General features: G+C 37.0%; 21 protein-coding genes. 12 read left to right on the top strand and 9 right to left on the bottom strand.

Going from position 1 to position 23,484, the window contains the following annotated elements; all coding sequences use genetic code 11:
• Positions 1–93: 93 nt before the first annotated feature.
• The 3 genes from EL165_RS09905 to EL165_RS09895 all read left to right on the top strand — a co-directional run bounded on the left by EL165_RS09905 (position 94) and on the right by EL165_RS09895 (position 6,309).
• Positions 94–1,422, top strand: a complete 1,329-nt coding sequence (locus tag EL165_RS09905) for a hydroxymethylglutaryl-CoA synthase family protein (protein ID WP_002977502.1) — start codon at positions 94–96, stop codon at positions 1,420–1,422.
• A gap of 616 nt (positions 1,423–2,038) precedes the next feature.
• The gene (locus EL165_RS09900) at positions 2,039–4,834 is read left to right on the top strand and encodes a SusC/RagA family TonB-linked outer membrane protein (RefSeq protein WP_002977503.1); all 2,796 of its coding nucleotides are present in this window, start codon (positions 2,039–2,041) and stop codon (positions 4,832–4,834) included.
• A 14-nt stretch (positions 4,835–4,848) separates the two neighbouring features.
• Complete coding sequence (locus EL165_RS09895; protein WP_002977504.1) at positions 4,849–6,309, top strand: RagB/SusD family nutrient uptake outer membrane protein; 1,461 nt, start codon at positions 4,849–4,851, stop codon at positions 6,307–6,309.
• Between the two features lie 68 nt (positions 6,310–6,377).
• Here EL165_RS09895 and EL165_RS09890 read toward each other — a convergent pair whose 3' ends face one another.
• The gene (locus EL165_RS09890; protein WP_002977505.1) at positions 6,378–7,301 is read right to left on the bottom strand and encodes an AraC family transcriptional regulator; all 924 of its coding nucleotides are present in this window, start codon (positions 7,299–7,301) and stop codon (positions 6,378–6,380) included.
• 181 nt (positions 7,302–7,482) lie between these two features.
• Here EL165_RS09890 and EL165_RS09885 point away from each other — a divergent pair, with 181 nt between their 5' ends.
• The 3 genes from EL165_RS09885 to EL165_RS09875 all read left to right on the top strand — a co-directional run bounded on the left by EL165_RS09885 (position 7,483) and on the right by EL165_RS09875 (position 10,730).
• Positions 7,483–9,012 carry an aldehyde dehydrogenase family protein gene (locus EL165_RS09885; protein WP_002977506.1) on the top strand — a complete coding sequence of 510 codons (1,530 nt, stop codon included), beginning with the start codon at positions 7,483–7,485 and terminating at the stop codon, positions 9,010–9,012.
• Between the two features lie 207 nt (positions 9,013–9,219).
• Complete coding sequence (gene adhP, locus EL165_RS09880; protein WP_002977507.1) at positions 9,220–10,254, top strand: alcohol dehydrogenase AdhP; 1,035 nt, start codon at positions 9,220–9,222, stop codon at positions 10,252–10,254.
• Positions 10,255–10,346: 92 nt separating this feature from the next.
• Complete coding sequence (locus EL165_RS09875) at positions 10,347–10,730, top strand: DUF779 domain-containing protein (RefSeq protein WP_002977508.1); 384 nt, start codon at positions 10,347–10,349, stop codon at positions 10,728–10,730.
• A gap of 9 nt (positions 10,731–10,739) precedes the next feature.
• Here EL165_RS09875 and EL165_RS09870 read toward each other — a convergent pair whose 3' ends face one another.
• Both EL165_RS09870 and EL165_RS09865 read right to left on the bottom strand, forming a co-directional pair.
• Positions 10,740–11,165: a hypothetical protein gene (locus tag EL165_RS09870; RefSeq protein ID WP_002977509.1), complete on the bottom strand. Its 426-nt coding sequence runs from the start codon at positions 11,163–11,165 to the stop codon at positions 10,740–10,742.
• Positions 11,166–11,279: 114 nt separating this feature from the next.
• The gene (locus EL165_RS09865) at positions 11,280–12,479 is read right to left on the bottom strand and encodes a dicarboxylate/amino acid:cation symporter (RefSeq protein WP_002977510.1); all 1,200 of its coding nucleotides are present in this window, start codon (positions 12,477–12,479) and stop codon (positions 11,280–11,282) included.
• Between the two features lie 93 nt (positions 12,480–12,572).
• On the opposite strand from EL165_RS09865, the gene EL165_RS09860 reads away from it, so the two are divergent.
• From EL165_RS09860 to EL165_RS09850, 3 genes are read left to right on the top strand one after another with little or no spacing between them, the layout of a single operon-like run.
• The gene (locus EL165_RS09860; protein WP_002977511.1) at positions 12,573–13,487 is read left to right on the top strand and encodes a DnaJ C-terminal domain-containing protein; all 915 of its coding nucleotides are present in this window, start codon (positions 12,573–12,575) and stop codon (positions 13,485–13,487) included.
• 3 nt (positions 13,488–13,490) lie between these two features.
• Positions 13,491–13,793 (top strand): chaperone modulator CbpM, encoded by a 303-nt coding sequence (locus EL165_RS09855; protein ID WP_002977512.1) that lies wholly within the window; start codon positions 13,491–13,493, stop codon positions 13,791–13,793.
• A gap of 36 nt (positions 13,794–13,829) precedes the next feature.
• On the top strand, positions 13,830–14,363 hold the full coding sequence (locus tag EL165_RS09850; protein WP_002977513.1) for a YcxB family protein: 534 nt from the start codon (positions 13,830–13,832) through the stop codon (positions 14,361–14,363).
• Positions 14,364–14,440: 77 nt separating this feature from the next.
• Here EL165_RS09850 and EL165_RS09845 read toward each other — a convergent pair whose 3' ends face one another.
• Together EL165_RS09845 and EL165_RS09840 are read right to left on the bottom strand one after the other, a co-directional pair.
• On the bottom strand, positions 14,441–15,433 hold the full coding sequence (locus tag EL165_RS09845) for a PLP-dependent cysteine synthase family protein (RefSeq protein WP_002977514.1): 993 nt from the start codon (positions 15,431–15,433) through the stop codon (positions 14,441–14,443).
• Between the two features lie 152 nt (positions 15,434–15,585).
• Positions 15,586–16,815 (bottom strand): ABC transporter permease, encoded by a 1,230-nt coding sequence (locus EL165_RS09840; RefSeq protein WP_002977515.1) that lies wholly within the window; start codon positions 16,813–16,815, stop codon positions 15,586–15,588.
• A 4-nt stretch (positions 16,816–16,819) separates the two neighbouring features.
• On the opposite strand from EL165_RS09840, the gene EL165_RS09835 reads away from it, so the two are divergent.
• Positions 16,820–18,016: an exo-beta-N-acetylmuramidase NamZ family protein gene (locus EL165_RS09835; protein ID WP_041461640.1), complete on the top strand. Its 1,197-nt coding sequence runs from the start codon at positions 16,820–16,822 to the stop codon at positions 18,014–18,016.
• Here the strand turns inward: EL165_RS09835 and EL165_RS09830 are convergent, their stop codons facing one another.
• The 4 genes from EL165_RS09830 to EL165_RS09815 form a co-directional block, all read right to left on the bottom strand.
• Positions 18,017–18,223, bottom strand: coding sequence for a hypothetical protein (locus EL165_RS09830; protein ID WP_002977517.1), 207 nt, complete (start codon positions 18,221–18,223; stop codon positions 18,017–18,019).
• A gap of 4 nt (positions 18,224–18,227) precedes the next feature.
• Positions 18,228–18,860: a DUF3575 domain-containing protein gene (locus EL165_RS09825; RefSeq protein WP_002977518.1), complete on the bottom strand. Its 633-nt coding sequence runs from the start codon at positions 18,858–18,860 to the stop codon at positions 18,228–18,230.
• A 14-nt stretch (positions 18,861–18,874) separates the two neighbouring features.
• On the bottom strand, positions 18,875–20,050 hold the full coding sequence (locus EL165_RS09820; protein WP_002977519.1) for a thioredoxin family protein: 1,176 nt from the start codon (positions 20,048–20,050) through the stop codon (positions 18,875–18,877).
• 162 nt (positions 20,051–20,212) lie between these two features.
• Positions 20,213–20,575, bottom strand: coding sequence for a winged helix-turn-helix transcriptional regulator (locus EL165_RS09815; protein ID WP_002977520.1), 363 nt, complete (start codon positions 20,573–20,575; stop codon positions 20,213–20,215).
• Positions 20,576–20,717: 142 nt separating this feature from the next.
• Here EL165_RS09815 and EL165_RS09810 point away from each other — a divergent pair, with 142 nt between their 5' ends.
• On the top strand, positions 20,718–21,662 hold the full coding sequence (locus EL165_RS09810) for an alpha/beta hydrolase (protein ID WP_002977521.1): 945 nt from the start codon (positions 20,718–20,720) through the stop codon (positions 21,660–21,662).
• 199 nt (positions 21,663–21,861) lie between these two features.
• The gene (locus tag EL165_RS09805; RefSeq protein ID WP_002977522.1) at positions 21,862–23,445 is read left to right on the top strand and encodes a histidine kinase; all 1,584 of its coding nucleotides are present in this window, start codon (positions 21,862–21,864) and stop codon (positions 23,443–23,445) included.
• Positions 23,446–23,484: the final 39 nt, after the last annotated feature.

The following is a 23,484-nucleotide window of genomic DNA, read 5'->3' as shown; positions in this document are numbered from 1 at the left end:
TACATTGATTTTTAACGATGTTATAAAAATCAGTACTTTTTCCTGCTGTTTTTTGCGTTATCTTTCATAAATTCGTTCAAAATTTAGACAATTATGAGTTTTGGAATTGAAGCAGCGGGCTATTATGTGCCTGGTTTATATTTGGAGATTAAGGATTTAGCAGAAAAAAGAGGAATAGAACCGGCAAAATTGGAAAAAGGCTTAGGTCTTCATAAAATGGGACTTTCTGATGTCCATGAGGATGCTGCGACCTTTGCAGCAGAAGCATTACTGAAGCTTATACAAGATTACCATATCAATCCGAAGGAAATAGCAAGAGTGTATCTGGGAACAGAAAGTGCTTTGGATGCTGCAAAACCTACAGCTTCCTACGCTGTGCAGATGGTAGAAAAAGTATTGGAGGAAAAATTTGGAATCAGATGTTTCAGAAACTGTGACGTATTAGATATGACTTTTGCCTGTGTAGGAGGAGTAGATGCATTGCATAATGCTCTGGATTTTGTAAGAGTAAACCCTGATAAAAAAGCAGTCGTAATCGCAAGTGATTACGCAAAATATGAACTGGCTTCTTCTGGTGAATATACGCAGGGAGGCGGAGCGGTGGCTCTTTTGGTTTCATCAAAACCTGATCTTCTTGAAATTGAAAACAACTGGGGTGTTGCTTCAGAAAGTGTCTTTGACTTTTTCAAACCAAGAAGATTGTATAAAAAGGAAGATCTGAACGGAGCTCCGGAAACTTACCCTGAAAAAATTGAAATTTTTACCGATGAACCTGTTTTTGATGGACAATATTCCAACCAATGCTATCAGGACAGAATAAGAGAAGCTTATAATCATTATAAAGAGATAACAGGAGAGGAAAAGCCTTATGAAAACTGGGAATATATTATTTTCCACTTGCCATATGCCTTTCACGGGAAAAGAGTATTTACTGAAATTTACAGTCTTGAGAACAATCTTTCCTATGACACGGCAGAAGAACAGAAAGCGGTTGCCAAATCCGAAAGCTATCTTAAATTAATCAACGACAAGATTGAAAAAACACAGAGAGCTTCTTCCGAAATAGGAAATATGTACACAGCATCTATATTTATGGCACTTCTTTCTGCGCTGCAGACAGCTTTTAATGAAAATGAAGAACTTTCAGGTAAAGAAATTGGTTTTGTAGGGTATGGAAGTGGTTCGAAATCAAAGGTTTTTGCAGGAAAGGTTTCAGAGAACTGGAGAAAGGTAGTAGAAAAATGGAACTTATTCGAAAGCTTGAAACAAAGAACAGCTGTTGATTTTGAAACTTACGAAAAACTCCACAGAAAGCAATTGAACCTATCTGTAAATAAAGATTACAAAGGCTTCGGGTTGGTCTCTGTAGAAGCAGAAAACCCTGTTTTAACCGGAGCAAGGTATTATAGTTATCAGAATTAAGATAAGTGAAATTTAATATTTAAAGGCATTCCATTTTGGGATGCCTTACTTTTTTATTAATATAATCATACAGGATATTTTATGAATTTTACAGTTGTATTATCTTTAATTTTAATGGTAAGGCAGCTAAAAAAATATAACAAATGTTTGCGGAGATTCCACAGACTTTAATTGAATTTCAGATATAATATATTAACAGTTTTTTGAGCAAAATCCCACACAGGCAATCACAAAACAAGAATTCTTTGATTGTAAAGGTCTGTTTTTATATAAAATTTAAGAAAAAGAGCTTGTTTTTTCTCTATTTCTGCCAAAATCAATACGTGTTTTTGTTTATATATTCCGTTAAAATTGAATTTTTAATTTATTTTTTCAACCATATATTTTAAATAACTGTAGATTGATTTTATTTTTAAAATTTATTAAAATTCCGTTAATATATAAATTAGCTCTTTTTTTGTTAATTTTTTAAATACAATTAAAATGATTTTCCATCATTTTTTGCGTATGGATGTGAATCTCTCCTTTCTGGAAGCCAGTTTTCAGCATTTACCGAATTGATGTTATAGATATTTATCGACATATTTGTCGCTTGAATATATTAAAATCTGTTAATATGAATGTGAAGTTACATGTATTAAGTGCCGGAGCTTTGTTCTTTTTAGGGCAAGCTGCTTTTGCACAAAAATCTAAGAATGATTCTGTTCTGAAGGAGAATAAGATCGATGAAGTAATCGTTACTGGATACCAGAAGAAAAAAGCAGATGAAATTACCCAGGCTCAGGCTGTTGTTGGTGGTGATGAAATCAGAAGAAACTCCCCTACAACATCTATTGGTAACTCTTTACAGGGTAGAGCTTCAGGGGTATTTGTACAAAGTACTACAGGGCAGCCGGGGGCTGCTGCTACCATTCAGGTAAGAGGGATTGCCGGTGTTGGTGGTTCTTCTGAGCCTACTTATGTTGTGAACGGAATGTATATGACTGCAAGACAGTTCAGTGCAATCAACCCTGCCGACGTAGAATCTATTTCAATTCTTAAAGATGCTGCTGCCACAGCACAGTATGGTGCGAGAGGAGCAAATGGGGTAGTAGTTGTAACAACTAAAGCCGGAAAGGCTGGAAAAACTCACTATTCATTTGAAACTAAGTTTGGTTTCAGTGAAAAGCTGAGAGACAAAAACTACACCATGATGAACTCAAGAGAGTTGATGGATTTCCAGAACCAATTAGGATATCTTGGATTTAAACCGAGATCTCAGGAGGAAATGGACAGATTGGCTGCTTATGATCATAACTGGCAAAAAGATTTGTTGAAGCCTTCAAGCATCCAGTCTTACTTATTCAGTGCACAAGGAGGATCAAGAGAGAGTACTTTTTATTACTCTTTAGGATATGATTCTGACAATGGTATTATCAGAGATATAGACGGTCTTAGAAGATATACTGGTAACTTCGGATTTACGAATAAATTGAGCGAAAAGCTGAATGTGGGTATCAACCTTGGAGTTCAGTATCAGGAAACACAGAATTTCAGAGACAGAAATAATACGCAGAATCCATTCGGGGCAATGTATAAATATGCTCCTTATGAGCCGGTTTATAATGCAGACGGCAGCTACAACCAAACCATGAGAGCGGGTTCTAACGTTGTTGAGCAGATCCGTAATTACAGATTAGATGATCAGAGACTGAGAATTCCGGTAACTTTATTTGCTGAATATAAAATTATCGATGGTCTGAAGTTTAAGACCAACTTTAACGGACTTTTCGATTGGTATATGGGAACCCAGTGGCTGAAAAAAGGTTCAAACCTTGATATTACAGTTAACAAAGTACCTACAGGTTCATTGAACAAAAATTCATTCTACACGTTTAACTACACCTGGAATAACTCCATTAACTATAAAAAATCATATGGAGGTCACAACTTTGATTTCTTAGGATTTATCGAATACAACGATAACTACAACGAAACAATGAACGGTGGGGCTTATGGATTGAAATCACCTGTAATAAATGTTCCATCTATTACAACACCATCTGACAGAAATACATTTACTGGAGTTAAGGTAAGAAATACTCTATTCAGTTTAGCTGGTATACTTAACTACGATTATGAAGGTAAGTATTTGGTAACAGGGTCATTGAGAAGAGATGCTTCATCAAGATTTGGTGCCAATAACCAAAGTGGTATTTTCTGGTCTGCAAGTGCTGCATGGAATATCGCGAAAGAAGACTTCATGAAAGGTGGTTTTATTAATGATTTAAAGCTTAGAGGATCTTACGGTACAACAGGTAATGATGGTACTTTACCTGATTATTTTAACGTGAACAATATCAGCTATGGATTATATGGTACTAATGGTACTTCATATCCTAGTACGCTTTCACAAGGTAATTTTATTATTGGGAACAGCAATCTTAAATGGGAGTCTAATGCGATTACCAACTTGGGAGTTGATTTCACCATGTGGAACAGAAGAGTTCGTGGATCCGTGGAAGTATATCAGAACAAGAGAAAAGATTTCGTACAGCTTGTGCCTTTGGATAAACAGGAAGGTGGATACTACCAGTACATCAATGCAGGAGATATGTCTCAGAAAGGTCTTGAAGTTGAACTTAGTGTAGATGTAATCAAGCAGAAAGATTTCCAGTGGAACTTACATGCTAATATTTCTTTCCAGAAGTCTGTTCTTGATAAGTTAGCAGATGGCCAGTCGGAAAGAAATTTAGGAGATACTTATCTTAAAGTGGGAGAAACTCCATATGTATTCTATAATGTTAGATTTGCAGGGGTAGATCCAGGTAACGGAAAAGCATTATATTACGATAAAGCTGGCAATATAACTGATGTTTATAGCGCTTCGAATGCAGTTCCGCTTACGGATAAATCCCCATTCCCAAAAAGCTTTGGTGGATTTGGTACTACCGTTCAGTACAAAGGACTTGATTTCAGTGCAGATTTCGCATTCAAGTTAGGCGGGTATACTTATAACAACATGTATGCTGCTGCTGTTGACCCAACATTGGCTGTTGCGGGTAGAAACATGGCTCAGGCTGCTGCTCAGGTTTGGAAGAATCCAGGAGATACAGGAGTGTTCCAAAAAGTTGACTCAAACGGTATGCGTGACTCTGATCAATGGATTGAAAAATCAGATTACTTAAGATTAAGATCACTTACATTAGGATATACATTTGATAAAGCATTCCTTGGAGAAGGATCACCAATTAATAAGCTTAGAGCATACGTACAGGGGCAAAACCTGTTTACAGTGACTAAGTTCCACGGAGAGCCTGAAGTTTCAGTAGGATCCGGAGAATCTACGGCATTGTTCGTTCCTGGAGCATATAACCTTTATACTTACCCTGCTGTAAGAACAATCTTGGTAGGATTGCAATTAGAATTTTAATATTGAATAGCTTTATGAAAAAGAATATAATAAAAATAAGTTTAGCTGCGTTAACCATGTTTGTTACGTTAACGTCTTGCGACAGAAATTTAGATCAAATCTCATCAATCAATGAAGATCAGGAACAGGCAATGACAAGACCTGAGACCTTCAGACAGGCTATGGATGGAGCTTATACAGCTCTTAAAGGAGCTGGATATTATACTGGCGATACAGGAAATCAACTTATCATGGGTGATCTTACTACAGATAACCTGGTTCGTGTAACTACAGGAAGAAATACCAATTTTGCGGCATCAAACTTCGAATTTTCATCAGATAATTCACAGACAACAGGATTGTATAGTGCTGCCTATCTTGTAATCAGCCGAGCTAACTTTGTTTTGAAATATATCAACAACGGTGTATTATCCGGAACACAGAAAACGAATTTGGAAGCTGAAGCAAGAGCATTAAGAGCAATAGCACATTTTGATATTGTAAGAGCGTATTCTAAGATCCCGACTCAATCTGCAGATGCAAAATCAAGTGTGGGGATTTATTACGCTGAAAAATATGAGCCTCTTAATAATACAGGATCTAGAAATTTAACTGTTGAGCAGGTTTATGATAAGATTATAGCTGATTTATTATTTGGTGCTGATAATATTACACAAAATGATGCGGATAAAGGAAGACTGAGCAAAGCTGCCATCTATGGATTGTTATCAAGAGTATACCTGTACAAAGGAGACTATGCTAAAACTATAGAATATGGAGAGCTTGCATTGGGAATGTCACCAGGTATCACTGAAAAGAAAAATTTTACTGCTCTGTGGAAAGAAGAAAATAATACGAAGAATGTGGACGGAATTTTATTCCAGGTATTAAATGCTGCATCAGAACAAAATACGGTGGGTGTTGCTTATAATCAATCAGTTCCTGCCTTAAGATCTGAATTTGTTGTAGATTATGATCTATATACTTCATATACAAATGATGATGTGAGAAAATCTGTTTATTTCACTACAAGTGTATATAGCAAACAAAACTATAATCATGTAACAAAATATTCAGGAAACGGAGGTCCTGCTAATATTGTTTCAATTAAATATTTAAGAGGAGCTGAAGTATTATTGAATATTGCAGAAGCATATTACAGAACAGGTAATGGTGCACAGGCTCTTGTTTTACTAAACAAGCTAAGAGCTGAAAGATATAATACATTTACACCTGGTACAGAAACAGGACAGGCTCTTTTAGATGCTATTTTAAAAGAAAGAAGACTGGAGCTTGCATTTGAAAATGACAGATGGTATACATTGAAGAGATTAAATCTTCCTGTTCAGAGATCAGGAAAAGGAGACCTTGCGGATGGTACAGGAACACCGGCTGTAGCACAAACTCTTCCGGCAGGAAGCTTCAAATGGCAGTGGCCAATTCCAATTACTGCTATCCAGGCAAACCCGAACATTAAGCAAAATGATCAATATTAAGATTTAATTTTAATATATTTTTTAAGAAGAGTCCCAGAAATGGGGCTCTTTTTTATATCATTACTGAACTATCTTATCATCATCCTATCCTGATAACTTTTCGGAGTTACTCCCTCCAGCTGCTTAAATACTCTGGTGAAATAATTCGTATCTGAAAATCCTGTCTGAAAAGCGGTTTCCTTGATGCTGGTCTGGCTGGCCAACAGCTCTTTTGCCCTATTGATTCTTTCCTGTAAAATAAAATCATTCGGAGAAGTTCCCAGCTCATCTTTGAACATTTTAAAGAAATTGGATTTGCTTACATAAGCCAGCTTCGCAATGCTGTCAATCGACAATTTCTGGTGCAGATTTGTTTTAATATAATCCACTACAAAACCTATTCTGGATTTATTCTTAACAATATTTTTTTCTACCATGCTTCTTGCCTGGGTCTGCATCAGTCTGATCAGAAGTTCCTTCAGTGCAAAATCGGCCATGATATCCTTTTGAGAATTATCATCCATCGCAATTCTCATAATATTGTTGGTAGCGGAAGCAAGCGCTTTATTATTAAACAGAAAATATTCATCCAGCTGAATATTCCATTGTGAGGCCTCATCCACTTTGGGAAGGTGATAATTCAGATAGTTGAGAGAATCTTCAATAAAATCGGGATTTAGGCTTAAAGAAATACATTGTGTAGGTGTTTCATCAGCCTCCGGAAAATCAATGACCATGGTTTCCCCTGGTGCTACCAGAATGCTTTCTCCCGGATAATAATCAAAATAACTGGTTTTATTATCCAGCTTCATGTGTTTTTTACCTCTCAGCATTGCTGTAAATGCAATATTTTCAAAGTGCAGTTTTACGTCAAAAGCAGCCTTGTGAGTCTCATAAATATTGAATTCACAATTGTTTAGATTGAACTTCGTCTGGTTTTCAACAAGACTCAATAGTTGGTTTTCCTTGCGTAATTCAGGAGTATTTAATAAAATCTTACTATTGTTATTCATTTCTAAATTTTTTTCTAAAGGAGGTAACTCAAATATAGAAAATTTGACAGTATGTTGCTGTTAATAAAATACTAAAATTAAACCCTCTGCACTATTTTACACTTTTTTTATACGATTGTGCTATACTCTTTCAGGCTTCTTAGTGTAATTTGGCATTAACGAAAAATAAAAACAAACTAATATGAGCACTATTACAGAACCAAGATCTGCGACACTTTTACAGCGTCCTCAGTTTAAAAACAGATATGATAATTATATCGACGGAAAATTCACGCCACCCGTTAAAGGACAGTACTTTGATGTAGTCTCTCCGGTGGACGGAAAAAACTTTACTCAGGTGGCTCACTCTTCTAAAGAAGATTTGGAATTGGCAGTAGATGCTGCTGCAAAAGCATTTCAGAGATGGAAAAATACATCCTCTACAGAAAGAAGTATCATCCTGAATAAAATTGCAGACAGGATGGAACAGAACCTGGAATACCTTGCAATAGTAGAAACTATTGATAACGGAAAGGCTGTAAGAGAAACATTGGCAGCAGATTTACCTCTGGCTATTGATCATTTCAGGTATTTCGCTTCTGTGATCCGCGCCGAAGAAGGATCACATAATGAATTGGATAAAGACACCGTTTCCCTAATCGTTCACGAACCGCTTGGAGTGATCGCACAAATCATCCCATGGAATTTCCCGATACTAATGGCGGTGTGGAAACTGGCTCCGGCATTGGCGGCAGGAAACTGCGTGGTTTTAAAGCCGGCAGAAAGTACCCCTGTTTCCATTATGGTTTTAATGGAACTCATCGGAGATCTTTTACCGGCAGGCGTTGTTAATATTGTCAACGGGTTTGGGGCAGAACTCGGAAGAGCCCTTGTAACTAATCCGAAAGTCGCTAAAGCAGCATTTACCGGATCTACGGCGACAGGACGTCTGGTAATGCAATATGCTACAGAAAACATCATTCCTGTGACCCTGGAATTGGGAGGAAAATCACCTAATGTCTTCTTCAATTCAGTAATGGATGCAGATGATGAATTTTTAGACAAAGCTATAGAAGGAGCTGTTCTTTTTGCCCTTAATCAGGGAGAGATCTGTACATGTCCTTCAAGGTTGCTGGTTCAGGAAGGTATTGCCGATGCCTTTATTGAAAGGGTGATTGAGAGGGTAAAAGCAATCAAAGTAGGAAATCCGCTGGACAAAACCGTGATGATGGGTGCACAGGCTTCACAGATTCAGAAAGATAAAATCCTTTCCTATATCCAGCTGGGAAAAGAAGAAGGGGCAGAAGTGCTTGTGGGAGGTGATGTCAATCATTTGGGGGAAGATCTGGAAGACGGATACTACATTCAGCCTACCATCTTCAAAGGAAATAACAGAATGAGAATCTTCCAGGAAGAAATTTTCGGTCCTGTACTGGCGTTTACTACTTTCAAAGACGAGGAAGAAGCTGTGAAAATTGCCAATGATACCATCTACGGACTGGGAGCAGGAGTCTGGACAAGAGATGCGCATCAGCTGTACAATATTCCCCGTCAGATTGAAGCAGGTAGGGTATGGGTGAACCAATATCATTCTTATCCTGCAGGAGCACCTTTCGGAGGTTACAAGCAATCTGGAATCGGAAGAGAAAACCATAAAATGATGCTCGACCATTACCGTCAAACCAAAAACATGCTGATTTCTTATAACAAGAATAAGCTAGGTTTCTTTTAATATTATTTAGGACGTGCCCGATTGCCTTGGCTTTTCCCAGGGCAAAACGGTCGGGCTATCCAGGGCTGCACTTCGTTTCGGTGCTCCGTTTCATTCCGCACCGGCTCGTTCCTCGCCGCCCTTACTATCCCTCACGCAGGAAAATTACCTGTTTAGAAATGAAGATACAAACTAATAATTCTAATAACTCAATCCAAAAAAGAAAATATGATCCCAAAAACAATGAAAGCGGCGGTAGTTCAGGGCTACGGCCAACCTTTGAAAATAGAAGAAGTACCCGTAAGAGAACCCGGCAGATATGAAGTTTTGGTTAAAGTAATGGCCTGTGGAGTCTGTCATACAGACTTACATGCTGTGGATGGCGACTGGCCTGCAAAGCCGAAGATGCCTCTTATCCCCGGGCATGAAGGTGTAGGTATTGTAGTCGCATGCGGACCCGAAGCTTTTGTAAAAGAAGGAGATGCGGTAGGAGTTCCGTGGCTGTACAGTGCATGCGGATGCTGTGATTATTGTATCACCGGATGGGAAACCCTTTGTGAAGCACAGAAAAATGGAGGATATAGTGTAGATGGCGGATTTGCAGAATACGTCATTGCAGATTCAAGATATGTAGGACATTTAAAATCTGATGTTAACTTTTTGGAAATTGCCCCTATTTTATGTGCGGGAGTAACAGTTTACAAAGGACTGAAAGAAACAGAAACAAAACCTGGTGAATGGGTCGCTATTTCAGGAATTGGTGGACTGGGGCATGTGGCAGTTCAGTATGCAAAGGCAATGGGAATGCATGTTGCTGCCATTGATGTAGCAGATGATAAACTGGATCTGGCGAAAAAATTAGGAGCAGACCTTGTAGTTAATGCAAAAAACACAGATCCTGGAGAATATTTGCATAAAGAAGTCGGCGGAATGCACGGCGCATTGATTACTGCGGTTTCACCTATTGCTTTCAAACAGGGAATAGATGTGCTGAGAAGAAAAGGTACCATTGCTCTGAATGGCTTGCCTCCCGGCTCTTTTGAACTTCCGATTTTTGAAACGGTCTTAAAGAGAATCACCGTAAGAGGTTCCATTGTCGGAACCAGAAAAGATTTACAGGAAGCCCTGGATTTTGCCAATGAGGGATTGGTAAAAGCTACCGTTACTCCTGCAAAACTGGAAGATATCAATGATGTATTCGATAAGATGAAAAAAGGACAAATAGATGGCAGAATTGTTCTGGATATTGCCGGCTCAAATTAAATGATGATGTGTTGTGGTTCCCGGTAAATATTTTACCGGGATTTTTTATACATTTTTAAGTTAGGTTCACTCTTTATCACATTAAATAGAAAATGGAAACAAAAATATCAAGACTTTCAGCAACTGAGCAGGCGCTTGAAGTAATTCGTACACTTGAAGAACAATACGGCCCCCTGATGTTTTATCAGGCAGGAGGATGCTGTGAAGGTACCCAGCCGCAATGTTTCGAAAAAGGAGGATTTTTTCCCAGAATGAACGACGCCATGATCGGAACTATCAATGGACACGAATTCTGGATAGATCGTGACCTCTTTGAATACTGGAAATATTCACATTTTACTCTGGATGTGGCAGACGGCTTCGGGCCCGGAGGATTTTCTCTGGAAACTCCATTAGGAAAAACCTTTAAGGTTCATTACAGGCTTTTCACTCCTGAAGAGTATGAAAACCTGGAGCCTGTAAAGCGTAGTGAATAAGATAAAGATTTAAGGCTTTTGAGCAATATAGATAAGCTCTCTTTCAAATTCATATTTGCCTCTTGAAATTCCTCTTTTTAAAATGAAATATTGACTAATTCCTATTACTAATGCGATTATTGCGAGCATATGATCCTGTCGGTCTCCTTTTATACTGACAAAAACGGCGCCCAAGCAAAAACATACGATGACGATCCAGTTAAAAATCTGAAATCCTGATGGGAAAAATTCTATAACCACGGATGATTTACCGTTCTTATCAGAAATAGTTCCATGAAATATAGGATTGCTTCTGTTTATGTCAAATAATCTTGCTCTTCTTTTGATTGTAAAGCTGTTGCCATCAATCATTCCGCGGTATTCAAACCGTGTGGGAATTGTAGCATCTTTTTCCAGTGATATGAAAGTAGTATTGGTTTTATAAGTGACTTTCATTAATCTCTGTATGAGTTCAGTGCTGTTGATATCGAGATCAACAGTGAGACTGTTATATAAGCCAATGCTTTTGAGAAGTGAGTTCAAGGGTTAATAGAAAATAGTTAAATGTAATCAGACTTTTACAAACCTACTGACAAACATAGCCGCGACTATGTCTCCCACAGCATTCAGCACTGTTGCTAAAGGATCTACCAAAGTTCCAATGATCATCACCGCAGGAATGGCTTCCTGAGGCAGCTTATAAACAGAAATCATCAGCATTTCCCCGATGTATCCACCATTAGGAATTCCGCCTGCGACAATACTCACAAAAACGGTTATTCCCAAAGCTAAAAGCAGGTTGGCAGGGTCAAAGAAATCTCTTCCAATGATCAGGAAAGCCACATAGATCTTAATGATAGAAGACATGGATGATCCGTTTTTATGCAGGGTGGTTCCGATGGGAATTACCAGATTGGCAATAGAATTCGGGATCCCTATTTTTGATGCGGCCTGTAAATTGGCAGGCATTGTTGCAAAACTGCTGCAGGTGCTTATTGCTGTTAAAGTAGGGTAGATCGCATTCGTCCAAAAGCTTTTCACTCCTTTTTGTCCATTTGCCATAAACGCATAAATAGAGAAGAAAACAAGGAAGTAAATTATCCCTGCAATATAATATAGCCCCAAAGGTTTGCCATAAAATCCAAAAAGCTGAGGTCCCAAAGTTGCTACCTGATAAGCAAAATAAGCCCCTAATCCAATGGGAGCCAGCTTCATAACCAATAGAAGGAGCTCTTTCATTACTTCATATCCGGAGGCAATGAAAACCCTGAACGGTAACCCGTCTTTTCCTGTCTTTCTTGCTGCAAATCCTGTCAGAAAAGCAAATACAAGAAGAGCCAGCATATTTCTTCTGGAAAAAAGCTCTGTGAATTCCCCTACTGTAAAGAAACTTACAATTCTGTTGCCCCATGTATCCTCATTAGCTGCTTCAGAAATAATCTCAGAACTTCCGGAGATTCCTGAAACCGGGAAAAGATAAACTGCACAAATAGTGAAAACAGCTGCTGTGAGAATAAAAAATAAGAAAGTAAGCGCCATCACAAGGATGATCTTTCCGAATTTGGACTGCTGTTCCAGGGAGGCAATAGAATTGGAAACTGCAAAAAATACCAAAGGAACTACACTTACAAAAAGAAGATTAAGAAAAATATCACCTAAAGGTTTTATATATTCCACAAAGCCGGGAGCAACAATTCCAATGATGCTTCCAACAATGATTCCTAAAAGTAAAAATATGATTCCGGAGTAGTTTTTCAATACATCTTTCATGTAGAGCATTTTATCAAAGATAGCTTTATTTTTAACATTCTGTTATACAATTTTCAAACCTAAAATTCATAAATTTGAGTAAACCTCATTTCTATGGCTTATATAGATTATTATAAAATTTTAGGCGTAGATAAAAACGCAACACAGGATGATATCAAAAAGGCCTACCGGAAACTGGCCAGAAAACATCATCCTGATTTAAATCTCGGCGATAAAGAAGCAGAGAAGAAATTCAAAGAGCTGAACGAAGCCAATGAAGTCCTCAGTAATCCCGAAAACCGTGCTAAATATGATAAGTACGGAGAACACTGGAAACATGGCGAAGAATACGAAAAAGCCCAGCAGCAACAGCAAAGACAGTATCAGCAGCAAAACTATAACGGAGGATTCTCCGGTGCGGATTTTGGCGAAGGAGAAGATTTTTCAGATTTCTTCCAGAGCATGTTTGGTGGAGCAGGTGGAGGATTTGGCAGAAGTTCAAGAGGAAGGGCATCCGGAAAATTCAAAGGACAGGATATACAGGCAGAACTGAATTTAAGCTTAAGAGATGCTGCAACCACTCACCAGCAGACTTTTGATATCAACGGCAAAAAAGTCAGAATCACCATTCCGGCCGGAGTGTATGACGGACAGCAGATCAAACTGAAAGGACATGGAAATCCCGGCGTAAACGGAGGACCCAACGGAGATCTGTATATCACCTTCAATATCCCGGCAGATCCGGATTTTGAAAGAATCGGAGATGATCTGAAAACAAAAGTTGTGATTGATTTATACACCGCTGTTTTAGGTGGAGATGTAAAAGTACATACCCTTACAGGAAGTGTAAATCTCAAAGTAAAACCGGAAACTCAAAACGGAATTACCGTAAGATTGAAGGGAAAAGGTTTTCCTGTCTATAAAAAAGAAGGTGAACACGGAGATCTTTTTGTAACCTATGAAGTGAAACTGCCAACGAACCTTACTGAAAAGCAGAAAGAACTTTTTGAACAACTAAAAAATTCATAAGCTATGAGTGAAAGAATATCACGGGAAGAACTCGTAAAAATATATAATATAGAAGTCACTTTTTTTGATGAACTTGTAGATTATGGGCTGCTGAACATTCAGATTGAAAATAATATTCATTACCTGATGTATGAAGACCTTCCTGACTTGGAAAAATTTGCCAACTGGCATTATGATCTTGAAATAAATCTTCCCGGTCTTGAAGTGATTCATAATATGCTGAAAAAGCTGGATGCTCTGAACCGCAGAAACAGAGAACTGATGAATAAACTTTCTGCAATAAATGATCAATATGAAGATATTTAATGTAGTTTTGTAGCTTTTAAAGCAAATCCTACAATTATGAATGAAGAAAAGGTGATTACCCTAAAACCGGACAGAAAGATTTTTGAAGCTATTTATTTTAGCGGTAATCAGGGTAGCTTGCTTTTTTCACCAACAACGAAAGGGAAAACCATTACCACTATTGCAGCAGCTGTGATCGTATTTATTGTATTTCTTTTAAAAGATCATTTGACTAAAGAAAGTGCAGGTATTTTATACTTTTTAAGCTTTATTTTTTTGCTTTGTGCTGTTTTTCTATCGGTAAGTGTTAATAAAGTTTCAAGATGGAAGAAACAGGTGAATCATTATTTAAATAATCTGGAAAAATGCAAAGTGTATGAAATCCGTTTTGATAAGAACTTTTTTACAGTAAATATCGATGGGGAAAAAGAAACAAGTGAATGGAAAGATTTTGAGTATTTTGACAGTAATCATGAATTTATTTCCCTTGAAGGAAAATACAGTTATATGTTTCCCAGAAAAGCAATGAGCGAAAGAGAATACAGTCTTCTCAAAAATATATTGAAAGAGAAAGTAAATGTCAACCCATAAAATAAAAACGGAGCAAAATTATCCTGCTCCGTTTTTGTTATTTATAAATTAGCTTTTTTACCTTTTAGCAATTTTGCCTATTTACTTTCTTCCAGCCATCCCATTTCCTTCATCCATTCATCATTGTAGATTTTTCCTACATATCTTGAACCGTGGTCATGAAGTAAAACTACAATTACATCATCTTTAGTGAACTGATCTTTCATCTGAACCAGTGAAGCAATAGCACTTCCGGCAGAATATCCACAGAAAATACCTTCTTCTTTAGCCAGCTTTCTTGCGTAGATAGCACCGTCTTTATCCGTTACTTTTTCAAAGTGATCAATCACAGACATATCATAATTTTCAGGAATGATATCTTCCCCGATTCCTTCTGTAATATAAGTATATGCATGATCATAATGAAGTTCACCTGTTTCATGGAATTCTTTCAGAATAGAACCATAAGTGTCAACCCCGATTACTTTAATCTCCGGATTTTTTTCTTTAAAGAAAGTTCCGCATCCTGTGATGGTGCCTCCTGTTCCGGCTCCCACTACAAAATGAGTCAGCTTTCCTTCAGTCTGTTCCCAGATTTCCGGTGCTGTAGATTCATAGTGAGCTGCTCTGTTAGATAGGTTATCATATTGGTTGACATACCATCCGTTTTCCGTTTCTTTAGCCAGCCTTTTTGAAACTGAATAATAAGAACGGGGATCAGTAGGCTTTACATCAGTAGGACAAACGATTACTTCGGCTCCTACGGCACGAAGAATATCACATTTTTCTTTTGACTGTTTTGAATTGGTTACAAAAATACATTTGTAGCCTTTGATGATCGCTGCCAGTGCCAGTCCCATTCCTGTATTTCCTGAAGTACCTTCAATAATGGTTCCTCCAGGTTTTAATCTGCCGTCTTTTTCGGCATCTTCTATCATTTTAAGAGCCATTCTGTCCTTTACGGAGTTTCCGGGATTGAAGGTCTCTACTTTCGCCAATACTAATGCCGGGAAATCTTCACCTAACACTTTGTTAAGTTTTACCAGCGGCGTATTACCTATCGTTTCAAGGATATTGTTTGCGTATTTCATAATGTTTTATATGCGGCGCAAAGATAAGGCTTTTAAAATTATCTGCGCTGTGGATAACATGTGGATAAGTTGTGGATAAAACTGAAATGATCTAAAAGACAATCAATAACTTCCAATTATCAATTATCAATTATCAATTATCAATTATCAAATTAGTTGTACTTAATCGCCTTCACCGGAGAAATTTTACTGATCAGGTAACTTGGAATAATCAAAGCCAGTCCTGAGATAATAAGAATTCCGACTGAAATAGATATAATGGCAATTGGATTAAGGTCTACAGGAACGGTGCTTACATAATAGTTTTCCGGATTAAGCTTAATGATTCCAAAGAATTTCTGGATTAAAATCAGTCCCAACCCGATGGCATTTCCGTACAAAAGCCCCGGAATCATAATAATCAGGGTATAATTGATGAAGGTTGCTCTTATCTGCGAATTGCTTGCGCCTAATGTTTTCAGAAGACCAATAGAATTTGTTCTTTCGATAATAAGGATCAGGAGAACCATAATGATATTGATAACCACTACAATCAGCATGATGATGATGATCAAAGCAATATTAGTATCAAAAATGCTGATCCAGTCGGTAATCTGCGGGAATTTTTCAGTCGCTTTTTCAGCGTAATTTTTGTAACCGATCAGCTTCTCAATGTCAGGAAAATCTTTGTCAATATCATTAACATTCTTCAGGAAGATATCTATACCGCCGATTTCATCAGGTTTCATATCCTGAATTTTTCTTGCATGATTGATGCCGCCAATAACAAATTGTTCATCAATGAGCTTGATATCAGTTCTGTAAATTCCGATCACTCTGAATTTACGGTAAAGTGGTTTTTGATCGGCTTTTAAAAATACGGTAACAATACTGTCATTTACTTTAAGATGAAGATCATTGGCTACTTTCTGTGAAATCGCAACATCATTGTTGAACCCTTTCTCTGTCACTTTCGGAGTAGTCCCGGCAATAAGGAATTTTTTAAACCTTAAACTGTCAAAATCTTTTCCGATTCCTTTAAATATGATTCCGGCGAAATTGTGCTCATTACGCATAATTCCGGTTACTGTTACATATTTCTGAATGCTTTCTACATCAGGAAGTTCTTTTATCTTTGCAATGTTCAGTCCCTGATTATCAAGAACAGAAGTATTGTAAGAAGAATTTGACCGTGTAGATCTTACCGTAATGTGTCCACTGAAATCTGCCAGCCTCTCCTTGATAGCTTTTTTGGAACCAAAACCGGTGGCTACGGTAATTAAGGAAACGATGATTCCTAGTGCTACGGAAAGCCTGCCAATGAAGATGATAACCCTTGAAAGGTTATTTTTGTTATCTTTGGAAAATGCTATTTTTCTAGAGAAATATAAAGGAAATTTCAAGCTTATGAATTTAGATTTCAAAATTAAAAATTTACTTCTGATTTGCCTAATTTTTTTAGGAGTATTCAACCAATATTATTCTCAGACTCAAGTTCAACCGGATTTTAAAACCGGTGCAAATCAGCCTGAAATTTATTTGCCATTGCTGAAAAACAAAACAATAGGAATCGTAACAAATCAGACTGGCTTAATGAGTGACAGAACTCATCTGGTGGATTTTTTGGTAAAAAAAGGAATTAAAATCAACTCTATTTTTGCTCCCGAACATGGATTCAGAGGTGATGCCGATGCCGGGGCAAAAGTGAAAAACGGAGTAGATGTAAAAACAGGAATTCCCATTGTTTCTCTGTATGGTAATAATAAAAAACCAAAACCGGAACAGCTTGCCGGAATTGATATCGTTGTTTTTGATATCCAGGATGTAGGAGTGAGGTTCTATACTTATATTTCCACTTTGTCTTATCTGATGGAAGCCGGTGCAGAAAATAATGTAGAGATTATGGTGCTGGACCGTCCCAATCCTCATGACGGATATACTGATGGACCGGTGTTGAAGAAAAAATGGTCAAGTTTTGTTGGGTTGCATGAAGTTCCTGTAGTATACGGACTTACCATAGGAGAGTACGGAAAAATGGTCAATGGTGAAAAATGGCTGAAAAATGGTGTTCAGGCTAAATATACACTCATCCCGATGAAAAATTATCATAAAAAGCAGCGTTATCCGATGCTTGATAAGCCTTCCCCTAATTTACCCAATGATAAAGCCATCAATTTATATCCAAGCCTTTGCTTTTTTGAAGGAACTCAGGTTTCTGTAGGAAGGGGAACAGATCTTCCGTTTCAGATTTATGGCTCTCCATGGACGGAAAATCTTCCCTATCAGTTTACACCAAAACCAAGCTATGGTGCTAAAGATCCATTCCTGAACGGGAAGCTGTGCTATGGTGAGAACCTTTCGAATTACCCTAAAGATCTAAGAGAATTAAATCTTGAATGGGTAATCAAAGCATATAAGAATTACAAAAATCCCCAGCAGGATTTCTTCCTGAAAAATTTATGGTTTGATACTTTATCAGGAACTGATGAATTGAGAAAACAGATCATTGCCGGAAAATCAATCCAGGAAATCAAAAGTTCATGGAAAACAGATCTGGAAAATTTCGAAAAGATCAGAACCAGATATGTGGTCTATGAAGATTAATTAATCAAAATTCTGGGGCGGATTTTTATCATTTCTGCCCTTGTTTAATATAAAAAGTCCCACAGTCAGTCCAACAACTCCAGCAAAAGCAGTCATTAATGCCCTTTGTAATTTATCAGGCAGATCATTTCCGATATAATTCATTAAAAAAAGGATCACAAAAGTGATCGCTAAAATGATCATATGATTTTTTCCGAATAGCTTCATTGTCTTATTTTAATTTATAAGAGATCATTACGCCTCCTCTGTACGGAATGATTTCACCACTTTTGTTGAATTCTTTTGCCGAATCATAGCGCAATCCTGTAGAGCGATCATATCCTTTATAAAATCCCTGAGATGTTCCAACAGTTCCATAAATATCAAGATTCCATCGTTCTGATAACTGAAACTGATATCCTGCTGTAATACCCAGCATAATATTAAAGCCCTTCTGATAAAGATTGGTGTTTAAAAGGACATCTCCATTATCCTTATAAAAATATCCGCTATGCCAATAACTCCATTTTTGAAGATTATAAGCTGCAAAACCAATATTCGCTCCTAAGTACCAGTTTTTAAAAGCTTCTTTAAAATAATATCTTCCTTCTACGGAAAGGGAGTAGATCTGTAATTCATGTCCTGCGAAAGATTTCCATGGTGAAATGAAAACATCTCCCTGCAAGGTATATTTGGGACTGATCTGTTTTTCCAGTCCAAGGTTTAAAATACCAATGGGAGCAAATAAAGCATTTCCTTTTATGTATAAACTTTTATCCTGTCCTCCTTGTTCCTGTTCCTGCGCACTTAATGTACTTACTGACAGGAAAGCTAAAATGCCTGCTGCTAATAATTTATATTTCATCCGGTATGTAATGTTTATTTTATTTGCTTTAATAATTCGTCTGCCAGTTGAGAATCCTTATTCCCCTGAACTGCCATATTTTTAGACATCTCAGCATAATTTTTTGCTGTTTCTTTATTTCCGGTAAGGTAATAGAGTTTGGCAAGAATATAGGTGTTTTCAGAAGTTTCTCCCCTCATAACAGATTTTTCTGCCCATTCAGTTGCTTTTTTCAATGATGATGGTGTTTTCACATGGTCTGCAAATATCCATGCTGCTCTCAGAAGTTCATTCGGATCAAAAGTATCTGAGTTTTTATAATAATCTAAAGCTGCTTTTTCGTATTCAGGAAAATTGCTGTTTTGCTCATAGTAGCTCAGCTTGGTCTGATTAAGTTTCTTAGCGGCAGCTTCTTTTCCAACCAATGGTTCGGCAGCTTTCATGAAATAGTCATCATTGATTTTCTTATTTTTATCATCAATAGACTGTTCTACTATTTTTCCCAATCTCAGCTGAGCATCAAATTCATTGTAAGTTTCTTCAGGAAGGAATTTAATAATCTCGGCTTTTCTGGATGCAAAAACAGGATAATTGATATCTTCTGATGATTTCACGAAATAAAGAAGAAAACCAATCTCGTCCTTTGTGAGTTCTTCTGTTTTCTTTTTATTCTGGAAATATCTTTCCGAAGCTTTTTTGGCAAATTCATAATCTGAGTTGGCATTAAGCTTCATGATATTGATAAGAAATTCCGGGTCTTTTTCACCGCCGGCAAAGCGGTCCTTAAGAGAACCTTTCTTATTTCCTGATGAATTGATATCCTGAGCCATAGCTACAAACAGGCTCTCTTCCATATACCCTGTATTTCTGGAAACCAGCTCACCTTCACCGTTCAGGAAAAGATAAGTAGGATAGGAACGTACTCCGAATTTAGAAGCAATATCCCTGCCTTCTCCTTTTTCCATGTCAAATCTTGCATTAATGAAGTTGGTATTGTAGTAATCACTCACGGACTTCTGGGTGAAGACATTTTTTTCCATCATTTTGCACGGTCCGCACCAGGAAGCATAGGCATCAATAAAAACCAGTTTTTTTTCTTTCTTGGCTTTTGCAATGATATCTTTGAACGGCAGTTCCTGAAACGTTATAGATTCCTGAGCAGAGACAGCGATGGTGCAAAAAATAGATATCCCGGAGATGATCTTCTTCATTTTCAAATAAGATTTGTAGGCGAAGATAATTAATTTTCAAAATATAGCGAGCCGAATCTGCGGAGCAAACCATGATATTAACTAATTTTAAGACTTATAGATACTTCTGATTCTTCAGACTTTTATAAAAGTATGAGGATATAATAAAGTAGTTTAGTAAAACTATTTTTTCTTCTTAATTTTTTTATGCTCGTTTCCCCATAGTTCCAGCTGATCCAGAACCGGAATTAATTTTTTGCCAATTTCCGTAAGTTCATATTCTACTTTTGTGGGCACTTCAGCATATACTTTCTTGCTGATGAGTTCTTCCTGCTCCATTTTTTTTAACTGCAAAGTGAGCATTCTTTCTGAAATATTGTGGATTTTATCTTTCAGTTCAGAAAATCTTAACTTTCCATGTTTAAGATGGTAGCAGATGGAGAGAATCCAGCGCCCACTGATGAGATTGACGGCATATATTTCAGAACAGCTGTACTCCAGTGTTTTTTTATTTTCATTATTGGTAGATGATTCTTTAATACTCATACTTACATTTTTGTTCGTTCCGGACAATCATTTGTTCACTTGGAAAACAGAATATAGATCAGTTAAATTTACAAATAAAACAGGAGATGTACTGCCTGAAAGTAGTTTTATCACCTATGTAGAACAAAATACTTAAATTAATATGAATTTTGATAGAATTAACAGTGATTTAAAATATAGTATTGATAATGTTCCTTATTCATTAGAAATTGATGAAAATTTGTTTTTGAATAATCCGGAAATTATTCAAGAGGAAAGAAAAGAATTTGTGAAAGCTCATCCCTTTAAGAAGCCGGATCATATTGTTGTGAAAGATATTTTTATTCCCGGTTCAGAAGATGGATATCAAATCAGGCTGCATATTTATCAGGCTGAAGATTTCAAACCGGATAGAGTTCTTCTTTACTTTCACGGAGGAGGTTATGTTTTTGGATTGCCTGAGCAGGTGGATGATCAGATGTTCGAAATAACAGATAAACTCAGTGCAACCATTATATCTGTTGATTACAGGCTGGCCCCCCAATATCGGTTTCCGATTCCTGTTTCAGATGGTTTTGATGCTTTACAATGGATTATAAAACACGGTGGAAAACAATTGGGAATTAATCCTGACGATATTACCATATTTGGAGCAAGTGCGGGAGGACATTTGGCGGCGGCCGTAACTCAAATGGCAGCAGACCATACTATTCAAAATATAAAACATCAGTTCTTGCTGTATCCTGTTATTCATAACAGGCTGAATACTCCTTCAATGGAAGAGTTTACCGATATTCCTCTGTGGAATAAAAATTATGCAAAGACAGCCTGGCTGCACTTTCTTGGGGAGGAAAATAAAGATAAAAGCATTCCATATTCAGACCTGACCTGTTACAACAATTTTTCAAGTTTACCACAAACCACTATTGTTGCCTGTGAATTAGACCCTTTGAGAGACGAGGATATAGAATATGCTCAACTCTTATACAAGGCAGGAGTGAAGACAGAACTATGGGTGATTCCAGGCGCTTTGCATTTATTTGACCTCTTTAATTCTTCCATAAAAGATGAATATAATAATTTTATGATGAGCAGGCTGTTCAAATAAAATGTATGAAATTATAAAATAAGGAGGTCACCATACTTACAGCAGTTTCCTATTGTATTGATTATTGTAGGGGTTGCTAAAAACTGACGGTTAGCGGATATTTAAAATATATAAATAAATCACTTTACAGTCCTGAAATCTTTGTTATATCTTTGCAAACGAATAATTTATATGTAGAGGAATCCGTAATTTATAGAATTTGATTATTAATTTTAAGCACGCTTTATCCAAAAAATCCATTTATATTACCGCTTTATCTGCCTGCTTCATTGCAGTGGCAGCATTTGCCGTTTTGAGTCTTCTGATTACCGAAGACAGCCGTAAGAATACCGACGATTTTGCCAAGAAAACATTCTTCCGAAAGTATGAATCTATAGAACATGAATTCAGAAATATTGAAGATTATCAGTATCTCCTTCGTGCATTGATCCAGAAAGACGGATTGAAGAACTATAAAGACTATTCTTCGGTTTTAAATGACCTGAACAAAAAAAGAAATCTGCTTCCTTACAGCTGGTATTATTATGAAAATGCCGCTTCCGGTAAAACAGAAAGTAATAATCCGTTATCAGGTATTTTTAAGAAAACAAAGGATAAAGGGCATTCTGTTGTTCTCAAAAATAATGGACCGGGGCATTTTAAAGATCTTTTGACGACTCAAAAAGACAGTACGTACTGGATAAGCTATGATTCTTTGGTCCTGCCCGATAAAAGCAGATTATATTATGGTTCTACCGTAAGTCTTGACGATCTTCATCAATATTTTATCAATGTTGACAAAAGTTCCAATACATATGCCTATGTTTTTACCAAAGAAGGAATCTGTATCACCCATCCGGAGAAAAAATATATCGGGAAGAATATTTTCGACTTTACAGATATCAAACCCAATGATACACTGACCCGCCAAACTGAAGCAGGGTATACCAAGGGAACAGCCATTTCAGAATATCTGGGTGTGGAGGTGACACGGTTTATAAAACCATTGAAGACCGATAATTTTGATGGGTACACAGTTGTGAATCATGTAAACTTTATCATCGATGAGAACCTCAATAAGATAAAAACTTATACCGTTTATATTTTCCTGGCAGCGTTATTTCTTATTGTAACTGTTTTTATTTTATTTCAGAGGGCGACCAGTCTTGCTTATCAGGAAAAAGAAAAAATACAGTCGGAGAAGAATTTACTTTTGATAGAAAACGAAAAAATGCACAAAGCCGAAGTGATCAATCAGCTTCAGCAGCTTAAAAACAATATCAATCCACACTTTCTTTTCAATTCACTGAATTCCCTTTATATGCTGATTGGGATCAATAAAGAGAATGCCCAGAAATTTACCATGAATCTTTCGAAGATTTACCGGTATCTGATCGTGCCTCCGAAAGAAAATATTGTTCCGGTTTCTCAGGAAATCAAATTTATACAGCAGTATATGGAGCTTCTGAAAAGCAGGTTTGATGAAGAGATGAGGTTTGAACTGATTATCAATGCTCCTGCAAGCCTGGAAAAAAGGATTCCGTATTTATCCCTTCAGATCGCCACGGAAAATGCAACCAAACATAATATAGCAACCATAGACCAACCCCTGGAAATTATCATTATTGTTGATGAAGATGGGATTACGGTAAAGAACACCTGGCAGCCTAAAACAGACCCGGTACCGGGTGAGAAGTTTGGAATTGATTATTTGAATCAGATTTACGGGTATTTTAAGAATAATCTTCTTCATATTTCTGTAGATGGTGAATATTTCATATGTTTTTTGCCTTTATTGAAGTGAAAATAAAAATCCATTCACTCCCGAAAAATCACCATTCAC

The sequence above is a fragment of the Chryseobacterium gleum genome (assembly GCF_900636535.1).
Classification (GTDB): Bacteria; Bacteroidota; Bacteroidia; order Flavobacteriales; family Weeksellaceae; genus Chryseobacterium; species Chryseobacterium gleum.
The sequence above is the reverse complement of the archived record's forward strand: the minus strand, read 5'-3'. Positions and strand labels throughout refer to the sequence as shown.